This window comes from Flaviflexus huanghaiensis (assembly GCF_014118685.1).
GTDB classification, from domain to species: domain Bacteria; phylum Actinomycetota; class Actinomycetes; order Actinomycetales; family Actinomycetaceae; genus Flaviflexus; species Flaviflexus huanghaiensis.
Map to the genome: position 1 here is coordinate 148986 of NZ_JACFAK010000007.1, position 14673 is coordinate 163658.

At 60.5% G+C, this 14673-nt stretch carries 21 protein-coding genes and 3 pseudogenes; 7 read left to right on the plus strand and 17 right to left on the minus strand.

The genetic code is table 11. From position 1 onward, the window contains the following. Positions 1-68 precede the first annotated feature (68 nt). Positions 69-761, plus strand: a complete 693-nt coding sequence (gene phoU / locus H7E91_RS07005; protein WP_182354377.1) for a phosphate signaling complex protein PhoU — start codon at positions 69-71, stop codon at positions 759-761. Between the two features lie 69 nt (positions 762-830). Here the strand turns inward: phoU and H7E91_RS07010 are convergent, their stop codons facing one another. From H7E91_RS07010 to H7E91_RS07025, 4 genes are all read right to left on the minus strand, one after another. Further along, on the minus strand, positions 831-1568 hold the full coding sequence (locus H7E91_RS07010; RefSeq protein ID WP_182354378.1) for a phosphoglyceromutase: 738 nt from the start codon (positions 1566-1568) through the stop codon (positions 831-833). A gap of 46 nt (positions 1569-1614) precedes the next feature. Continuing rightward, positions 1615-1776, minus strand: coding sequence for a hypothetical protein (locus H7E91_RS07015; RefSeq protein ID WP_182354379.1), 162 nt, complete (start codon positions 1774-1776; stop codon positions 1615-1617). A 10-nt stretch (positions 1777-1786) separates the two neighbouring features. Continuing rightward, on the minus strand, positions 1787-2503 hold the full coding sequence (gene aroD / locus H7E91_RS07020) for a type I 3-dehydroquinate dehydratase (RefSeq protein ID WP_182354380.1): 717 nt from the start codon (positions 2501-2503) through the stop codon (positions 1787-1789). A gap of 106 nt (positions 2504-2609) precedes the next feature. After that, positions 2610-2930 (minus strand): antibiotic biosynthesis monooxygenase, encoded by a 321-nt coding sequence (locus H7E91_RS07025; protein ID WP_182354381.1) that lies wholly within the window; start codon positions 2928-2930, stop codon positions 2610-2612. A 211-nt stretch (positions 2931-3141) separates the two neighbouring features. Between H7E91_RS07025 and H7E91_RS07030 the strand changes: the two genes are divergently transcribed. Genes H7E91_RS07030 through H7E91_RS07040 form a run of 3 tightly spaced genes read left to right on the plus strand, consistent with a single transcriptional unit; the run spans position 3142 to position 5484 of the window. Continuing rightward, a complete protein-coding gene (locus H7E91_RS07030) occupies positions 3142-4326 on the plus strand; it encodes an LLM class flavin-dependent oxidoreductase (protein WP_182354382.1) in 1185 nt (394 codons plus the stop codon). Further along, positions 4326-5009: a CE1759 family FMN reductase gene (locus tag H7E91_RS07035; protein ID WP_182354383.1), complete on the plus strand. Its 684-nt coding sequence runs from the start codon at positions 4326-4328 to the stop codon at positions 5007-5009. Before H7E91_RS07030 ends, H7E91_RS07035 begins: the two co-directional genes overlap by 1 nt. Beyond that, a complete protein-coding gene (locus H7E91_RS07040) occupies positions 4987-5484 on the plus strand; it encodes a MarR family winged helix-turn-helix transcriptional regulator (protein ID WP_182354384.1) in 498 nt (165 codons plus the stop codon). The genes H7E91_RS07035 and H7E91_RS07040 overlap by 23 nt, the downstream gene beginning before the upstream one ends. 33 nt (positions 5485-5517) lie before the next feature. Here H7E91_RS07040 and H7E91_RS07045 read toward each other — a convergent pair whose 3' ends face one another. The 4 genes from H7E91_RS07045 to H7E91_RS07060 form a co-directional block, all read right to left on the minus strand. Next, the gene (locus H7E91_RS07045) at positions 5518-6876 is read right to left on the minus strand and encodes an MFS transporter (RefSeq protein ID WP_182354385.1); all 1359 of its coding nucleotides are present in this window, start codon (positions 6874-6876) and stop codon (positions 5518-5520) included. Positions 6877-7334: 458 nt separating this feature from the next. Further along, a complete protein-coding gene (locus H7E91_RS07050; protein ID WP_182354386.1) occupies positions 7335-8120 on the minus strand; it encodes an ABC transporter ATP-binding protein in 786 nt (261 codons plus the stop codon). Then, on the minus strand, positions 8120-9097 hold the full coding sequence (locus tag H7E91_RS07055) for an ABC transporter permease (protein WP_182354387.1): 978 nt from the start codon (positions 9095-9097) through the stop codon (positions 8120-8122). The genes H7E91_RS07050 and H7E91_RS07055 overlap by 1 nt, the downstream gene beginning before the upstream one ends. Positions 9098-9153: 56 nt before the next feature. Next, positions 9154-10146 (minus strand): ABC transporter substrate-binding protein, encoded by a 993-nt coding sequence (locus tag H7E91_RS07060; protein WP_338401755.1) that lies wholly within the window; start codon positions 10144-10146, stop codon positions 9154-9156. A gap of 429 nt (positions 10147-10575) precedes the next feature. On the opposite strand from H7E91_RS07060, the gene H7E91_RS07065 reads away from it, so the two are divergent. The 3 genes and pseudogenes from H7E91_RS07065 to H7E91_RS07070 all read left to right on the plus strand — a co-directional run bounded on the left by H7E91_RS07065 (position 10576) and on the right by H7E91_RS07070 (position 11769). Further along, on the plus strand, positions 10576-10770 hold the full coding sequence (locus H7E91_RS07065; protein WP_182354389.1) for a hypothetical protein: 195 nt from the start codon (positions 10576-10578) through the stop codon (positions 10768-10770). Between the two features lie 15 nt (positions 10771-10785). Then, positions 10786-11031 (plus strand): annotated as a pseudogene (locus tag H7E91_RS12225) (phage integrase central domain-containing protein); the annotation flags it as partial. A gap of 15 nt (positions 11032-11046) precedes the next feature. After that, on the plus strand, positions 11047-11769 hold the full coding sequence (locus H7E91_RS07070) for a tyrosine-type recombinase/integrase (protein ID WP_182354390.1): 723 nt from the start codon (positions 11047-11049) through the stop codon (positions 11767-11769). Here H7E91_RS07070 and H7E91_RS12230 read toward each other — a convergent pair. The 9 genes and pseudogenes from H7E91_RS12230 to H7E91_RS07110 all read right to left on the minus strand — a co-directional run. Then, positions 11766-11990 (minus strand): DUF4236 domain-containing protein, encoded by a 225-nt coding sequence (locus H7E91_RS12230; RefSeq protein WP_422111036.1) that lies wholly within the window; start codon positions 11988-11990, stop codon positions 11766-11768. The two genes, H7E91_RS07070 and H7E91_RS12230, sit on opposite strands and share 4 nt — an antisense overlap. Positions 11991-12031: 41 nt before the next feature. Next, entirely contained in the window at positions 12032-12163 is a 132-nt protein-coding gene (locus H7E91_RS12000) for a hypothetical protein (protein WP_277814791.1), read from the minus strand. After that, positions 12164-12367 (minus strand): ImmA/IrrE family metallo-endopeptidase, encoded by a 204-nt coding sequence (locus H7E91_RS12110; RefSeq protein ID WP_182354392.1) that lies wholly within the window; start codon positions 12365-12367, stop codon positions 12164-12166. 51 nt (positions 12368-12418) lie between these two features. Next, positions 12419-12904, minus strand: a complete 486-nt coding sequence (locus H7E91_RS07085; protein WP_182354393.1) for a hypothetical protein — start codon at positions 12902-12904, stop codon at positions 12419-12421. Continuing rightward, positions 12897-13334, minus strand: coding sequence for a helix-turn-helix transcriptional regulator (locus H7E91_RS07090; protein ID WP_182354394.1), 438 nt, complete (start codon positions 13332-13334; stop codon positions 12897-12899). Before H7E91_RS07090 ends, H7E91_RS07085 begins: the two co-directional genes overlap by 8 nt. Positions 13335-13431: 97 nt before the next feature. After that, entirely contained in the window at positions 13432-13623 is a 192-nt protein-coding gene (locus tag H7E91_RS07095) for a hypothetical protein (RefSeq protein ID WP_182354395.1), read from the minus strand. A 38-nt stretch (positions 13624-13661) separates the two neighbouring features. Further along, positions 13662-14054, minus strand: a pseudogene (locus H7E91_RS07100) (transposase); the annotation flags it as partial. 27 nt (positions 14055-14081) lie between these two features. Continuing rightward, positions 14082-14405, minus strand: a complete 324-nt coding sequence (locus H7E91_RS12005; RefSeq protein WP_338401756.1) for an integrase core domain-containing protein — start codon at positions 14403-14405, stop codon at positions 14082-14084. Next, positions 14386-14547: pseudogene (locus tag H7E91_RS07110) on the minus strand (IS30 family transposase); the annotation flags it as partial. The pseudogene H7E91_RS07110 and the gene H7E91_RS12005, both read right to left, overlap by 20 nt. Between the last annotated feature and the right edge of the window lie 126 nt (positions 14548-14673).

Below are 14673 nucleotides of genomic sequence, written 5' to 3' on the forward strand. Positions count from 1 at the left end.
GTATGATGAGGTAATCAAGGAAAACCTTCACGTCATGAGGGACCGTCCTTAGAACATCAGGAGTTATTGTGCGCGAGATCTTCAGGCAGGAATTGCAGCAACTTGGCGATGATCTGCTCAAGCAGGGTCGCGAAGCCGCCAGGTCAATGGAACGTGCCGCCAGGTCGCTGAAAGACGCGAACATCGCGCTGGCGGAACAGGTTATTGATGCCGATAAGCGCATCGACGCCCTCGAACGCAACCTCGACGAGATGGGCATCTCGGTTCTCGCACGGCAGGCCCCGGTCGCAGCCGATCTGCGTACCGTCGTCTCGGTCCTCCGTATCTCCTCCACCCTCGAGCGCATGGGAGACCTCGCGCGGCATGTCGCCTACGTCGCCCGCGGCCGTTACCCCGAGCGCGTCAACACGGGGCCCGTCTACGATCTGCTGGTTGAGATGGCGGAGCACGCGAGTGTCGTTGGTCAGCGGGTTGCCGAGCTTCTCGACTCTCACGATCTCTCGCTGGCCGAGATGATCGAGGAGGAGGATAACGTCCTCGATGCGCTACACCACAAGTCGTTCGAGCTCATCCTCGACGAGTCTCGCGAGCTCTCTCGCCAGGAGGTCATCGATACGGTCCTTCTCGCACGTTACATGGAACGGTACGGCGACCACGGTGTGTCAATTGCTCGCCGCATTACCTTCCTCGTGACCGGACACCTCGCCGAGCGCGATGAGACGATTCGAGAGATCGCAGAGACGGTCGAAGAGCAACGCTGAGGGAATCGGCTCACATGACATAGGCCCCGTTCATGATTGAACGGGGCCTAGATCTTTAGCTCAGGCGTATTACTTGCCCTGGTTGGCGACTGCCGCGATAGCGGCTTCAGCTGCCTCCGGGTCGAGGTAGGTGCCCCGGGGAGTGATGGGTGACAGATCCTCGTCGAGCTCGTAGTAGAGCGGGATTCCGGTCGGAATATTGAGGCCCGAGATCTCCTCGTCGGAGATGTTGTCGAGATGCTTAACGATCGCGCGTAGGGAGTTGCCGTGCGCGGCGATGAGGACCGTCTTGCCAGACTTCAGGTCTTGGACAATCTCTTCCTCCCAGTAGGGCAAGAGGCGCTCGAGGACATCCTTGAGGCACTCGGTTGCGGGGATGGGTTCGCCCGCGTAACGCGGATCGGAATCTTGCGAGAATTCCGAGCCAGCTTCGATCGGCGGCGGCGGCACATCGTAGGAGCGGCGCCACTGCATGAACTGGTCTTCACCGTACTCGTCACGGATCTGCTTCTTGTCTTTACCCTGGAGGGCGCCGTAGTGGCGCTCGTTGAGCCGCCAGTTGCGCTTGACGGGGATCCAGTGGAGGTCGGCGACATCGAGCGCAAGGTTCGCGGTCGAGATCGCGCGGCGCAGGAGCGACGTATGGAGAATATCGGGCGAGACGCCAGCCTCAGTGAGAAGGGTGCCTCCGCGCTTCGCCTCTTCCACGCCCTTCTCGGAGAGCGGGACATCGACCCATCCGGTAAATAGGTTCTTTGCGTTCCAATCGCTCTCGCCGTGGCGGAGCAAGACAAGTTTGTAGACCATATATCTATCTTTCCATGAGAGATGTCGTGGATTCGGGACGGCGGACCTAGCCCGCCTGTTCATCCTGACGAGACTTCTCCGCCTCCTGGGCATCCAGCTCGGCCTCCGCCTTGCGCTCAAGACGGTCGGAGTTCATGACCAGCTTGATAACTGCGACGAAGGCTCCGAGAGCGAGGATGGACGGCAGGACGGCGAGTAGGTTCTCCACACCCTTCATTCTACCGATCGAGCGCATCGAGGACAGTACGGACCAAGACGGCGTCCATCTGGCCCGGAGCAGACTCGCTGCCGACGGTTCCGAAAGTGGCGACCGACCCGCAGGCGGCAGCGGCGAGCCTCGTCCACGCGGCGTCGAGGCCCATGGAGATGGAGATGATGGGGGCGCCGAAACGATGACCCAGGCCCCTCGTCAACTCCATCTGCCGCCACGTGTCGTCAGCATGGGCGGGGTGGAAGGCAATCTTGAGCAGATCCGCCCCCACGACGGCCATGTCCTCGAGGGTCTCGATGATCTCCTCATTGCGCGGCGTCGCATCGAAGTTGTGGTGAGAGGTGATGACGGGGATGCCGTGGTCGTGAGCGATCGGGACGATCTGGAAGGCAGCCGAGCGCTTGATCTCGACGTCGAGGACGTCGAACTGCATGGTTGCGAGCTTCATCGCGGCTGCCGCGTAGTTATGGCCTTCACCGGGAAACTTTCCGCCCTCGCGATCGGAGCGGACCGTCGCGATCGTTGGAAGCGGAGAATCTGCCAAGACATCGGCACTCGAATCCCAGTCATCCGTCAGGTCGGCCCGCCATTCGATAACGTCGGCGCCGGCCGCTGCGGCTTGCTCCACCATTGCGGCGAGTTCGTGCGGTGTCCCGAACACTGGCACGATCAGCGCAGGCTTCGATTCCACTCCAGTGAGTGCGCGCGGTAGACGCGGTTCCATTGTTCCTCCTGGCTCCAGCGGCTTCTTGCCGCTCAACGGCGAGACCCAGTGGCCTCACACCCCATATGTATCTGCTCAAGCGCCCGGTTCCACGTGGCGAACGTCCCTACCCGACCGCCAGCTCTCCCATATCGTCCCAGTCGTCGCCATCGATGTGGCGCGAGAGGATCTTCGGGGTTGCGGAGAGGTACGTGGGGAACTCCTCCTGCATCTTCTTAAAATGCTCTGATGAAACATGGGGACCCGCCCCATCGTTCTCGAATCCCTCGACGAGAACATACGTGTTCGGATCCGTGAGGGAGCGCGACCACTCGAAGAACTTATTACCTGGCTCAGCGCGGGTCGCCTCGGTGAACTCTGCGGAAATCTCTCCCCACCGGTCCGCGTACTCGGGCTTAACGGGAAACTTGACAACGATGAAGATCACAACGCACTCCTTCCGGCCTCCCACTGCGGGACGGTCCACCACAACGTTATGCCACGAATAACTCTCGTCTGGATATCACCAAGCCGACTCCAGCCACTCGTCCCCCGGGCTGTCGGGTGCCGCCGGACGGCGTGGGAATAAAAGGGACAGTCCTGCGTTACATCGAGTAGTTCAAATTTGAATTACTTTAAATTCCGGTGAAGGAGAGACTATGCAGTTCGGAATATTCACAATCGGCGATATCACGACGGACCCGACGACTGGGGAAACCCCGACGGAAAACGCCCGCATTAAAGCCACGGTCGAGATGGCGAAGCATGCGGAGGACGCAGGCTTTGACGTGTTCGCCACAGGCCAACACCACAACCCGCCCTTCGTGGCACCCGGCAACCCGCCGACGCTCCTCGCCTATCTCGCAGCGCAGACCGAGAAAATCATTCTCTCGACCGCAACGACTCTCATCACGACCATGGACCCGGTGCGTCTTGCCGAAGACTATGCCTACCTTCAGCACCTGGCGGACGGCCGTGTTGATCTGGCACTCGGCCGAGGCAACACGGGACCGGTGTATCCCTGGTTTGGTAAGGACATCCGCAACGGGATTCAGCTCGCCGTCGAGAATTACAACCTGCTCTACCGCCTGTGGCGCGAGGAGAACATCGACTGGCAGGGACAGTTCCGGACACCGCTCAACAACTTTACGTCGACGCCACGGCCGCTCGACAATGTCGCGCCGTTCGTCTGGCACGGATCGATCCGGTCCCCCGAGATCGCCGAGCAGGCCGCGTACTACGGTGATGGCTTCTTCCACAACAACATCTTCTGGAACAAGGAGCATGTCATCCAGATGGTGCGGCTCTACCGCCAGCGGTACGAGTACTACGGCCACGGCCAAGCCCATCAGGCATACGTTGGGCTTGGCGGCCAGGCTTTCGTCCACAAGAACTCGCAGGAGGCTGTCCGCCAGTTCCGGCCGTACTTCGACAATGCCCCCGTCTACGGGCACGGCCCGTCGCTCGAGGACTTCTCGAAGATGACGCCGCTGACCGTCGGATCACCCCAGCAGGTCATCGATCGCACCCTCGAATTCCGAGAGTGGGTAGGCGACTACCAACGCCAGATGTTCCTCATCGATCATGCTGGCCTGCCGCAGAAGACCGTCCTCGAGCAGATCGACATGATTGGTGAGCACGTTCTCCCGATCCTGCGCGAGGAGTTCGCGAAGAATCGTCCGGCCGACGTGCCGGATGCTCCGACACACGAGTTCCTCGTCGAGCGCGCCCGGTCGGGCGACAACCCCGTCGCAGGCGGCAAGGAGGGCTCTCGCGCCTGGCAGGATGCTCAGGCGCGTCTCGAGAAGCTTGAGGCGGCCGCAGCCGCCCAGGGAGGGAATTGATGCAGTACGACGCAGCTTTTGAAAACACGGACCCATTCACGCCCGAGGCCCGACACATCGCTGTCGTCTCGGGAGGTCTCGGCGATCCGTCTCAGTCGCGGATGCTGGCCGACAGGCTCGCCGAGGCGACAACGGACGCCCTGTCCAACGTGGGCATCGTTCCAGAGGTGCACGTCATCGAACTCAGGCTCCTAGCAAGCGCTATTTCCGACGCCCTCATCGCCCACAACAATTCGCCGGAGCTTCAGGATGCCATCGACCAGGTCCTCCAGGCGGACGCCGTCATCGCCGTCACCCCGACCTTCAAGGCTTCGTACTCTGGCTTGTTTAAGTCATTCTGGGATCTCATCGATGAAGAGGACTTCGCTGGCACACCGGTGCTCCTTGGGGCAACCGGCGGCACTGCACGGCACTCACTCATCATCGACCAGGCGATGCGGCCACTCTTCGCCTATCTTAAGGCCGTCGCCGCTCCCGTTTCCGTCTTCGCAGCATCGGATGATTGGGGCGAGGCTCAGGGGGCCGCCGAGTCGACTAAGACGGAGCCCATCCACACGAGGATTGCAAGCGCAGGGGCGAGCCTCGCGGCCCTTCTCGAGGGCATGCCAGCCCGGCCCCGCAAGAAGCAGATTCGCGAGAAAGAGCTCGAGGTGATTCCCTTTGACCAGCTCCTTAACAGATAATCTCTGGTCGCGAGCGGCGACTCCCGGGCATCGGGAAGCCGATATCTCCCGGCAGGCCTGGCGGGCCTACTGGGAGGCAACCGCCCTGCTGCGCGATCGACTCGAGAAGTCGCTCAAGGACGAGACGGGGTTACGACTCACCGACTACAACTTGCTCCTTCTTCTCACAGAGGCGGGCGGCTCGATGCGGATGGGGGAGCTCGCCAATCGCATGGTCTTCGCACCCTCGCGGATCACGTATCGCGTACGGCACTTGGCTGACCGCGGACTTGTTGTAAGGGAGGCCGAGGACGCCGACCGGCGAGGCGCTGTTGCGACGCTGACCGAGGAGGGCCGCCGCGTCTTCCATGCGGCAGCCAAGCTTCACTCCTGTCAGGTCGAAGAGTACTTCCTCAACCGTCTCTCACCGGGTGACGAAGAGGTTCTGCTTCGGGTGTTCACCGCCGTGGGGCAGCATCTCGACGCCGAGGCCTGAGAACATAACGCTCCCGTGCGTGGGCCTGACGAGCTAGAGAATGGGCTTTCCGCGCTGTTCCGGCAGGAAGAACACGGCCCCCGCCGCAATCGCGAACGCGACCGAAAAGATCGTGAAGACGAGGACATTGCCGCCAACCGACAGGAAGACGGGCACGAGGAGCGGAGTGATGATGGAGGCGATACGACCGAAGCCAGCAGCCGCACCTGTCCCTGTTCCGCGCACCGTCGTTGGGTACAACTCGGGACCGATCGCGTAGAGGGCGCCCCATGCGCCGAGGTTGAAGAAACTCAGCATCATGCCAGCACTGATGATGTGCCAGTCCGCACTCGCCTGACCGTAAAGGATCGCGGCGACGGCTGAACCAGCGAGGAAGATCGCGAGTGTGCTGCGGCGGCCGATTTTCTCAATGAGATAGGCCGCGACGAAATAACCTGGCAGCTGGGCGATCGTGATGATGAGGGTGAACTCAAACGACCTCACGAGAGAAAAACCCTGAGCTGTCAACAGCGACGGGATCCACGTGAAGGCTCCGTAGTACGAGAAATTGATCGCGAACCAAATGGTCCATAGAGCGGCAGTGCGCCGTCTCATGGGCTTCGACCAGATTGTCAGCTTCTTGTCTGGCTGGGGAACAGCGAGCCGCTCAGCATCCTCGTGCGACTCGACGGTCGGGCCACTGTAGGTATAGGCCGGACCGGCGGACGCCTCGAACTCCTGCACGATCTTCTCGGCCTCGGCGTACTTTCCCTTCGTCTCGAGGAACCTCACGGACTCGGGAGTGTGGAGGCGGATGATGAGGGCGTAGAAGGCGGGCACAGCGCCGATGACGAGGCCCCACCGCCAACCGTCGTCGGAACCTGCCACGACGAAGTAGCCGATAAGGGCGGCGGCAATCCATCCGAGGGCCCAGAATGCCTCGAGCCAAACGATGACACGGCCACGAATATTCTTCGGGGCAAACTCCGACATGAGAGTGGAGGCGACCGGCAACTCCGCACCGAGGCCAAGTCCAACGATAAAGCGGAATACAAGAAGAACTGCAACAGACCCCGCGAGGGCGGAGGCTCCCGTCGCCAGCCCGTAGACGAGAAGTGTGAGGGCGAATACGGAGCGGCGGCCGATCCTGTCGGCGAGGAGCCCTCCCAGGGTTGCGCCGATCGCCATGCCGATGAAGCCGATCGAGATGATCCACGATCGTTCTGTATCGGTCAGCCCCCACTGCTGCGCGAGAGCGGCAACGATAAAGGAAATCAGTCCGACATCCATCGCGTCCAATGCCCAGCCGACACCCGAGGTGCCGAGAAGCTTCCCAAGTTTTTTCGTGAACGGGAGGCGCTCGAGTCGTTCCGACCGGGCAAGCACGTCCTGCTTCTCATCCTCAGTATTCATCGGGCCCTTCGATGGTCGTATCTGCGGCGCGTCACACCAACTGTGCACGCCCTCCACGCAGAGCCTACTGCTATCGAGCTGGAATTCTCGTCCACGCAGGACGAGGCTCCACATTGTGAGGCAGGCGCTATAACCAGCGCCCGTTCACAGAACACGGTAAACATAACGAGGGACGTGAATGCACAAATCTTCCGATATTTACCGTATCAATGTGATGACGCACCTACATGTCATGAGGGGAAACCCAAAGTAGTACTCAAAGACTAGGCTTAAGTCCCAATGTCGTTGCAGGACGAAGGCTTACAGTGAAGTCACGACATTACTTCCCAAGTGTCAAAGTTGGCGAGGCCCGTCCTGATCGGACGGGCCTCGTTGATTCTCGGAATCTGACTCTGGACCATGACGCGAGACGCCCTTACGCGCCTACCATGAGCGCCGAAACCATTAAATCGCGGAGCCTATCCGAGCAAGGTGCGGTCAGAGAGCTCAGCCCTGCTAGCGAACGCATTGAGCAGATCCTTGACGGTCATCGACTTCTTCTTCGCGCCGGACACATCCATGATGATCCGGCCTTCGTGCATCATGATGAGGCGATTGCCCATTGATAGAGCCTGCTCCATGTTATGCGTGACCATGAGCGTCGTCAGGCTGTGGCGTTCGACCAGATCGACCGTCAGCTTCGTCACAGACGCGGCTCGTTGCGGGTCAAGCGCTGCCGTGTGCTCATCGAGCAGAAGGACCCGCGGATGAGTGAACGTCGCCATGAGAAGCGAAAGAGACTGCCGCTGACCGCCTGAAAGCAGGCCCACCCAGTCGTCGAGGCGATCTTCAAGACCCTGCTCAAGAGACGTCAGTTGCTCACGGAAGAACTCCCTCCGGCTCTTCGCGGCCGCGCGGCGCACGCCGCGGCGCTTACCCCGCATGTAGGCGATCGCGAGATTCTCCTCGATCGTCATGTGCGGTGCTGTGCCTGCCGACGGGTTCTGGAAGACCCGGCCGACGTACGCGGCCCGCTGGTAGTCCGTTAGTTTCGTGACATCGCGACTATCGATCTCAACCGACCCCGTATCGGTTTTAATTGACCCGGAGACAATGTTGAGGAGGGTGGACTTGCCTGCGCCGTTCGACCCGATGACAGTAACGAAGTCTCGTTCCTTGAGCTCGAGCTCGACGTCGACGAGGGCTCTGCGTTCGTTCACCGTGCTAGGGAAGAACGTCTTGTTGATGCTGGTGAGGTGAAGCATCAGAGTGCCTTTCCGGGAGCGTTCTGGCCGGGAGCATCCGCATCGCCCGTCGCAACCGGTTCCGAGGGAACGGGATCTCGGTCGATCGGCACGTCAGCTGACGCTTTGAATCGCGAAGGGACTCGCTTGAAGAGCTTCATCTGAGGCAGGACAAGTGCAAGGACGACGAGGACGGCAGAGATGAGCTTCATGTCGTTCGGGTTGAGGCCCGCCTGCAGCGCCAGCTGAATGACGATGCGGTAGAGGACCGCGCCGAGAACAACGGCCGTGGCGGCCCGATAGACTGTGAGCCTGCCGATGATCGCCTGCCCGATGATGACAGAGGCAAGGCCGGCAACGATCATGCCGATTCCCATGGAGACATCAGCGAATCCCTGGTACTGGGCGATGAGGCTACCGGAGAGGGCGACGAGGCCATTCGACAAAGATAACCCGAGGATTTTCTGTGTATCGGTGGAAACACCGAAGGAGCGGATCATTTCGGCGTTGTCGCCCGTGGCCCGCATGGCAAGCCCAAGGTCAGTGTGGAGGAACCAAATGATGATGAGGAGGACGACGAGGGCGACCGGCAAGAGGACTGCGGGTCCAACCCACGACCCGCTTCCCATGTGTCCGGCTTCTCGCAATCCGGAGAAAACCGTGTCCTGGCGAAGAAGCGAGATGTTCGCGGCACCCATGATTCGCAGGTTGATCGAATAGAGGCCGATCTGGGTGAGGATTCCCGCGAGAAGCCCGTCGATGTTCGCCTTGGTGTGAAGGAGTCCCGTGATCGAGCCTGCGATCATCCCCGCGCCAAATGCAGCGACTGACGCGACAAGGGGGTGGTAGCCGTTGACGATGCCGACCGCCGCGACGGCGGCTCCGGTTGTGAAGCTGCCGTCGACGGTCAGGTCAGCGAACTCAAGGATCCTGAACGTGAGATAGACGCCGAGCGCCATGACGGCGTAGAGCAGTCCAAGTTCAACGGCGGTGACCATTCAGGATCCTTCCATACCCTGTGAGAGGCGGGGACGTGCACCCGCCTCTCACGAGGTCATTCGATGATGTTGTCGGGTTCGGCGCGGTCGATGACTGCCTGAGGAATCGTCACGTTCATGCGCTCGGCTGCCGCGAGGTTGAGATAGACGAGTAGGTCCTGCTGGGTCTCGACCGCCATCGTGGCCGGGTCCTCACCCTCAACGAGGATCCGAACCGCCATCTCGCCAGTCTGGTAGCCAAGGTCGTAGTAGGAGATTCCGTAGGTGGCGAGACCGCCGTTGGCAACCGAATCGCCCTCGGCCGGGTACACGGGGATGCCCTTGCTCTCGCCGACCTGAAGGACGGAGTCGAGTGCGGAGACGACCGTATTATCGGTCGGTACGTAGATCGCATCGACGTCGAGTGAGTTTGCGGCCTGCTGCACCTCTGACGTGTTAATGACAGTGGCCTCTTCAACGGTGATGTCGAGGTCAGCGGCGGCTTCCTTCACCCAGTCGACCTGGACCTGGGAGTTGGGCTCGCCGGAGTGATAGATGACGCCGATCGTCTCAACCTCAGGATCGATTTCCTTAATGAGACCGATCTGCTCCTCAACGGGGTTCGCGTCGGACGTGCCCGTGATGTTACCGCCCGGCTCTGCAAGTGTGTCGACAAGCCCAGCGCCTGCCGGATCGGTCACGGCAGTGAACAACACCGGGATGTTAGAGACGGCCTGCGCGAGGCCCTGGGCCATCGGTGTTCCCACGGCCAGAGCGAGGTCGTAGTCGCCCGCTGCGACCGCGCCCGAGATCGAAGCAACAACGGTCTGATCGTTGTTCGCATTCTGATCATCGAACGTCACGTCGAGACCGGCGTCATCGATCGCGTCTTTGAACCCCTGGATTGACGCATCAAGCGACGCGTGAGTAACGATCTGGGTGACGGAGATGGAGTACGAATCTGCGGCCGCAGCGGTGGTCTCATCAGAGGTCTCGGTGTCGGAGCCGCATCCAGCAAGTACAAGCGTTGCGCTGGCCGCGAGTGCGAGGAAATGTCGCGTGTTCTTCACGGTGTGTCCTTTCATGGGAGATTCGGCGTCAATAGGAATGGACCGCGTTGTCTTGATCCTTCAGGCCGACGACACGGCGAGCGTGTATCTCCACATGGTAGAAGGACGTTCAGAGGACGGGATGACCGTCCCAACCTGTGAACAGTAACGATGAGACGAATACGCCTCGCCAGCCAGTTCGAGAACGCTCGTAAAGAATCGCCGTGCTCGCGTGCCACGGGATGGGAATTCCCCGCCACGAGTGACGGGGAATCATGTCGGAGCCGCCTAAGAGAATCGAACTCTTGACCTATTCATTACGAGTGATTAGTTCGGGTATGATGGAAAGCGAGAAAACGTTGATAAATAGCCGTTTACCGTCGCTCAGCATAGGCTAGTTAGGGCTGGTGATGGCTACCAGAATGGCTACCATTTTCGTGAGGAGAGCATGTGAGGACACGGCGGAAAGGATCCGGCTCCGTCTACCAAACAGGCGACTGCCGCTGGCGGGGCACGATCGAAGCCGGCTGGACCTCGAAAGGCACCCGCCGGCGCATCACCGTCTCTGGACGCACCGAACGCGAAGCCCTCCGCAAGCTGCGCGACAAGGAGCGGGAGATCGCCCGCACCGGCATCCCGGCCTAAGGCGCCCAACGCACCATCACCGTCAAAGCCTGGGCCGAGCAATGGCTGCAGATCCGGGTCAGCCAGGTCCGCCAAGACGGCTACACCGCCGACCGTTCCGCCATCACGACCTGGATCATCCCCACCATCGGCCACGTCCGCCTCGAACGCCTCTCCGCCGCCCACATCCGAGAGGTCACTACCGCGGTCCTCGCGAAGCGTGCCTCCTCCACCGCGGTCCGCATCCACTCCGTCCTCCGCCAATGCTTGAAAGGAGCCCTCGCCGAAGGACATACAGTGCCGGTCTCGGTGTTCGCTGTTCCACCGCCCAAGCTCGGCGAGTCACCGTGCGAAGACATCCCACTCCCCCACGCCCGCCTCATCCTCGCGGCCGCGCTCGAGCGCGATGATGCGTCTCGCTGGTTCGCCGCCTTCCTCCAAGGCCTGCGGCCCGCTGAGGCCCGCGGGCTCACCTGGGATGCGCTCGATCTCGACGAGCTGACGATGGATGTGTCCTGGCAGCTGAAGGCGCTGCGCTACAACATCCCGCGGGACAGGGCGTTGGGGTTCCGTGTCCCGAAGGATCACGAGGTGCGGTACCTTGTCGATGCGTGGCATCTCGTGCGGCCGAAGACGGCTGCCGGCAAGCGCATCATCCCGCTCGTCGACCCGATGCCCGAACTCCTCGCCTCCTGGCAGGCATCCTCACCTGTGTCGCCGTATGGGCTTGTGTGGCCCGGCACCGGCGGCAGACCGAAAAAGGACCCCGAAGATCAGGCCGACTGGCGGTCGATCACTGTCGATGCCGAGATCGCCCGCGACGATCGGCCTTACCACCTCTACGAGGCCCGCCACACGACCGGCACACTGCTCTCATCGTTGAACGTGCCGGAGCCGGTCATCATCCGCATCATGGGCCACTCATCGATGATCTCCACCAAGGCCTACATCCACGTCAGCCTCGACGAGTCACGGCTCGCGCTCGAACAGGTCTCGACGAAACTCCTCGAGATCGCCTAGAGCTTGAACCGCCAGGATTTCCCTTTGCCAAGGCGGATACTGCCGCGGCCGCGACTGTTAAAAGTGATCGGACCTGCCTTGCGAGAGACTGAAGCGCCGGACTTAGAGATGTTCAGGCTTGTGTTCTTGCCAAGCCGCTTGCGTCGGCGAAAGAAGAACCCCATTGTCATGTCCTTTCGGTAGATACTTGTTGCCAAGCCTAACCAAGGGAGGACCCACATTCTGCGGAATGTGGCTTTTAGGCCGCCTTGCGTAGCGTCCTCTAGTAGGCGCGGACGATCCAGTCGGTGACGTCGAGCTCGTCTGCGATCGCATGCACATCCGGACCATGTAGCCGCTCAGCCACCCGGTAAGCCTCTGCGGCGACAAGAAGGCTGGCCGCCTGCTCATCCACCTACGGCCCACACGGACCGTCATGGCCATACCAAGCGTGGACGGCTTCATGTGCGAGAGTGCAGCGTTGCCACCGCGGCGACAGACCAGCATCGACCACGATCAACCGCTGAGCATGCCAATGGGCGCCAGGCTTCGGGTACGGCAGGAAGACCGCATGCACACCCGCATCCTCGAGAGCGGCAATGAGATCGGATTCAGACACAAGCCCGAGGATACGAGTCGAGTCGGAAACATTGCCCGTGAAACTCGCAGGTTACCCTTCGTCAGGCTGCTCTACGAAATCCCCAATTCGAATCATTGGAAGCATCGGGATGTTGTGGCCCGCGAGAGCGAAGAGCGGCGGGAAGATCGCACGCAGGTGCGGATAAATATGTGGGAATGCGACCTGCCGCACGAACTGCGCCTGGGCCTTTTCGTCTAGTTCAACTGTGGGGTGGTCGGCTCGTGACTGAAAAGCGGCCCCTATACTGATCCGCCCCCTCACCTTGGGATTAATTACGGTGGCTTCTACGGAAACTTGAAGTGCACTCTCGCGCACCTGAAGGTCAGAGATTGCGAAATTGAACTCACCCTTAGGCTCTGACGCCGCGTTTGCACCTTCGGGAGCCTTGCTCGAAGGCGGGGAACCGTCCTGCACCAGAAGCGTGTCAACACTCAGACTCAAGAACTTTAGGTCAGTCAAGTCCAGTGAGCCGAGGTAGCTTTCCAACCCCGGATTCATTTGTCCATTCTCAGCCATTGACCGACATCCTGAAGCTCGTCCCCGCAGCGGGCGTCCTAGCGCTTGCTAACTGCGGCTCGTAAATGGCACGGTCCGCCATCTTCTCCAGACGCACCTTGAGACCCGGGCGATGCACATCGCGTACGGCGTGCTCGGGACGCTCGTAGACATCCTCTACAGGCTCGATTTCAATGCTGACGTGCGCGCCTACCGCTATGGCATAGCGGGTGATGGTCGACAGGCGTGCATCGCGGTTTCCGGCTTCGATGCGTGCTGCCGCTTGAGGAGAAATCTGAAGCTCTTTAGCGACGTCCGAAGTGTTGAGGCCGCGCGAGTTACGGATCTCAATGAGTTTGCGCATGAGAGAGCGACGTTGCCTCTCCATGTCGATTGCGCTACGCATGCCGGGTTCCGTCGGATCAATACCTAGCTCCGCGTACAGGTCCATGATCTAATCGCCTCCCTACTTGCTTTATCGGCGCCGCCTAGCAGCGCTCAACCTAAAGGTTACATCTGGGACCTCCGGATGTCACGTGAAGTGCCACTCAGATATTCCGGTCCGCCCAGTCATGCGCACGTTCGACCGCCTCCTCGATATGGCCATTCTGCTCCTCATACCAGTTACCGCGTGTACTCTTCGGAGCCAAGTGGAGCCACCAGATTTCGTCGCGGCTGTCGGGTTCAGCGAAGTACAGGCGCAGGCGCTTCTTAGGGAACCAGTCTTTATCCCAGCCCATCATTTGGGTCTGCTGAAGGTTTAGGTGACAGCTTGTTTTCATGCCGCTGTTGCGGCGGGTGTGTTCATCATGGTTTCGAATTCGATCGGAGTCAAACGTCCCAGGCCGGCTTGTCGGCGCCGACGATGATAGGTCCCTTCGATCCAGGCCATGATCGCACCGCGCAGCTGGTCACGAGTGGCCCAGCGCTGACGATCGAGAACGTTGTTCTGTAGCAGAGCGAAGAAGCTCTCCATGGCTGCATTATCACCAGCAGCCCCGACCCGGCCCATTGACCCGACCAGTCCGTGGCGATTCAGCGCGGCCAAGAAATCTCGGCTACGGAACTGCGAGCCTCTGTCGCTGTGGACGACACAACCGGCAACTGGCCCGCGTATGCTGACTGCGTTTTCCAGTGCGGCCACGGCAAGATCAGATGTCAAGCCCCGGTTTTTGTAGAGGGTTCTTTTTCTGGTTTTCTATGCTGCGGTGGCCCGCAGGAAGGGGGCTGTTACTACTTCGTTGTGGACTTCGCGTGGGGGTTGGTGTCCGATCGAGGAGTGCAGGCGGGAATGGTTGTACCACCCAACCCATTCGGACGTCTTGGCCATAACCTCGATCAGCCCGGACCAGGATCTGCGGTCGATGAGTTCTCCTTTGTAGTTGGAGTTCAGTGCCTCGGCCATGGCGTTATCGAACGAATCGCCCTTGGAACCCACCGAAGCGACCACCTCGGAATCCCCGAGCGTCTCGCCGTAGCGAATGGACGTAAATTGTGTGGGTTCAATCGGTCGTTGCAACACTGCTGTCTTGAATCGATTCTAACTGCTCGGCGAAGACCTCTACAGGGGTTCGAAATGCCAGGACTTTTCGGGGGCGGTTATTCAGAGCTAGGGCGACGGCTTCGAGGTCGTGGGCGTCCCACCTGGATAGGTCGATGCCTTTGTCTGTGATCAACTATTTGTAGGTCGTTTCAGCTCTGGTTGTGTGCCATGTGAGCGGCCTGTTTCAGGCCAAAAGAGCGCTAAGAAGTAGGCCAGACAATCCCCGTTCAGGGGAAGCCTTCATTTT